Origin of the sequence: Lentzea aerocolonigenes, from assembly GCF_000955955.1 — a bacterium.
In the GTDB taxonomy this organism is placed as follows: domain Bacteria; phylum Actinomycetota; class Actinomycetes; order Mycobacteriales; family Pseudonocardiaceae; genus Lentzea; species Lentzea aerocolonigenes_A.
The window spans coordinates 1-2,295 of the sequence record NZ_JYJG01000335.1 but is presented as its reverse complement, the minus strand read 5'-3'; the positions used below and the strand labels follow the sequence as shown (position 1 = coordinate 2,295).

The 2,295-nt window shown below is 66.8% G+C and carries 3 protein-coding genes; 2 read left to right on the top strand and 1 reads right to left on the bottom strand.

Annotated features, from left to right (window positions below; all coding sequences use genetic code 11):
* Positions 1 to 54: 54 nt before the first annotated feature.
* On the bottom strand, positions 55 to 822 hold the full coding sequence (locus tag UK23_RS36185; RefSeq protein ID WP_196778049.1) for a polysaccharide lyase: 768 nt from the start codon (positions 820 to 822) through the stop codon (positions 55 to 57).
* On the opposite strand from UK23_RS36185, the gene UK23_RS53160 reads away from it, so the two are divergent.
* Together UK23_RS53160 and UK23_RS36180 are read left to right on the top strand one after the other, a co-directional pair.
* The gene (locus tag UK23_RS53160; RefSeq protein ID WP_196778048.1) at positions 803 to 1,090 is read left to right on the top strand and encodes a hypothetical protein; all 288 of its coding nucleotides are present in this window, start codon (positions 803 to 805) and stop codon (positions 1,088 to 1,090) included. The genes UK23_RS36185 and UK23_RS53160 overlap by 20 nt on opposite strands.
* A gap of 19 nt (positions 1,091 to 1,109) precedes the next feature.
* Positions 1,110 to 2,295, top strand: a 1,186-nt coding sequence (locus UK23_RS36180; protein ID WP_156213645.1) for a hypothetical protein, incomplete at its 3' end; no start/stop codon positions are given.

Here is a 2,295-nt window from a genome sequence, read left to right as displayed (position 1 = left end):
GGTGCCCTGCTGAGCGTGGATCACCTCGCCAACGTTCCGAGACGCGACACGCTACTAGATCGGGCTGGTGTTGACCCGCAGGTCGTCGTACCAGACGTACCCGGTCGTCTTCGGTGCGAACGTCGCGTCACCACCGCCGGCGAACGTCGACAGGTAGGCCTTGTCGATCTTGTCGTTGTTCTGCACGAACTTGATCCCGGTGATCAATGCGGCGGACTGGCCGTTGAACCAGACCTGGATCTCGCCGTTCGGGTTCGCGACGCCGTTCGTGACGGTGTTGAGCTTCACCCGCTGCACGATCTCGACCCACTGGCCGGGCGGGTAGTACACCGGCGAACCGTTCAGGGACAGGTCGCGGTAGTCGCCGTACTGACCGGCATGATCCATGCTGTACCAGTAGATCGCGACCTTGCCGCCGCTGCGCCAGATGAACCGCGACGTGAAGCCGTTGTACCCGTCGCAGGGCTGGCCACCGGAACAGGACGCGCCCGCTGCGAGACCGACGCCGACCTTGCCGGCGAAGTTCGTGTCGCCCCAGCTGAAGCCGGGACTGAGCCGCACCCACTGCGCCACGTAGTACTGGCCGGCGGGCGGGATCGCGAACGGTGCCTGCGCGCCGGACGGGCCGGGCCCGAACTGGCCCGCCGGGTAGGTGACCCGCAACGACTTGCTGCCACTGCGCCGCACGCTCGAGTCGATGTAGGTCCTGGTGTCGAGCCCTTGGTGCCAGGGCGCGTTCCAGCCGTCGGCGGCCCATTTCGCGAGCGTGTAGGGCGAACCGGCGGCCGGTGCTTCGAAGTAGTTGTTCAACGCGGCCGCCATCGCCGATGGCGTGGCGATGGCCGAGGCGATTATCGCCGCACAGCTGGAAAGTACGAGCAACGTCTTTGTTCGCATGCACTTCCTCCAGTCGGTTGGTGGGGCAGTATTGCCACGTCGCGAGCGGTGGGTCAACGCTTGCGCAAGTCATTCCGCAAAGATTCTGTTGTGGACGGTCAGGCAGAAACCGGGCATTGACTGGAGTTCTGGGTTGGCGCAGGATTCCGGCAAGGTCTGGGGGCTGATCAATTCCTTCCCGCACGCGGAATGAATTCTTTCTGGAGGACCCGATGAGAAGACTTGTCGCGGTGTCGCAGGCGTTCGTCGTCGTGGCGGCCATGGCCGTCGCCACGAGTGCGACCGCTGCCGCCGCACCCGGACCACCGGCACCGGACACTCCGGTGGCGCACGAACTCCTTCGCAACGGTGGCTTCGAGAGCGGCATCACGTCGTGGACGCTCTCCAACGGTGCCAAGCGTGATTCGGGCGCCCTCGTCGTCACCTCCGCGACCGGGACGGCCTGGGAGGGTGCGACGTCGGCGCCGTTCGCCGTCGACGTCCGGCGGATCGGCTCGGTCAAGGTGTCCGGACGTGTGCTGCTGGACAACGTGGTGCAGGGCGCGACCGCGGACAACGCGGCGAAGATCAGCATTGCGTTCGTCGACGCGGCCGGGAAGCGCACCTGGAAGGGCATCAACCTCACCGGTACGCAGGACTGGACCGGGCGCGACGACGTGCACACCGTGCCTGCCGGCACTGTGTCGGCGTTCCTGTCGGTAGCTCTGGACCGCGCAAAGGGCACCGTGAAGTTCGACGACCTGCACGTGCGGGCCGAGTCGTGGGTGAACCTGGTCAACAACCCGAGTTTCGAGCTCACCACACCGTCCACCCAGGACTGTCCGGCGCCGGCCTGGTGCACGCCGTACCTCAGCGTCACCTACAAGGTCGACAACACCGTCGCGTTCCAGGGCACGCGGTCGTTGCGGATCGACGCCTCGCCGACGCAGAAGATCGGCGGGTTCGTCACCGTGCCGCTCGACCAGAAGACCTGGCCGGTGGTGCAGGTTTCGGCGAAGGTCAAGCTCGACCGCGTGGAGACCGCCGACTACACCGACTTCCCCGGTGGCCTGCGGGTCACCGTCGGGTTCCTCTACACCGACGCGAACGGGCAGAGCGTCTACTCCCCGTCCGGCCTGCTCAACGGAGTGCTGACCGGGTCACGTGACTGGACGACGATCTCCGGCACGTTCCGGGTGCCGCCGCTGATGACGAAGCTGCAGATCATCCCGGCGATCCAGAACGCCACCGGCACCGCGTGGGTCGACGACGTGCGCGTGACGCCCGAGTCGCCGTGGATCGCGCCGGACGCGCAGACCAAGAGCGCCGCCGCGGGTACGTCCGCGAAGTTCCAGACCACGGTCACGAACCGCCGCGCTGTCGCCGACTCGCTGCAGCTGGCCGTGGACGGTTCCGGCT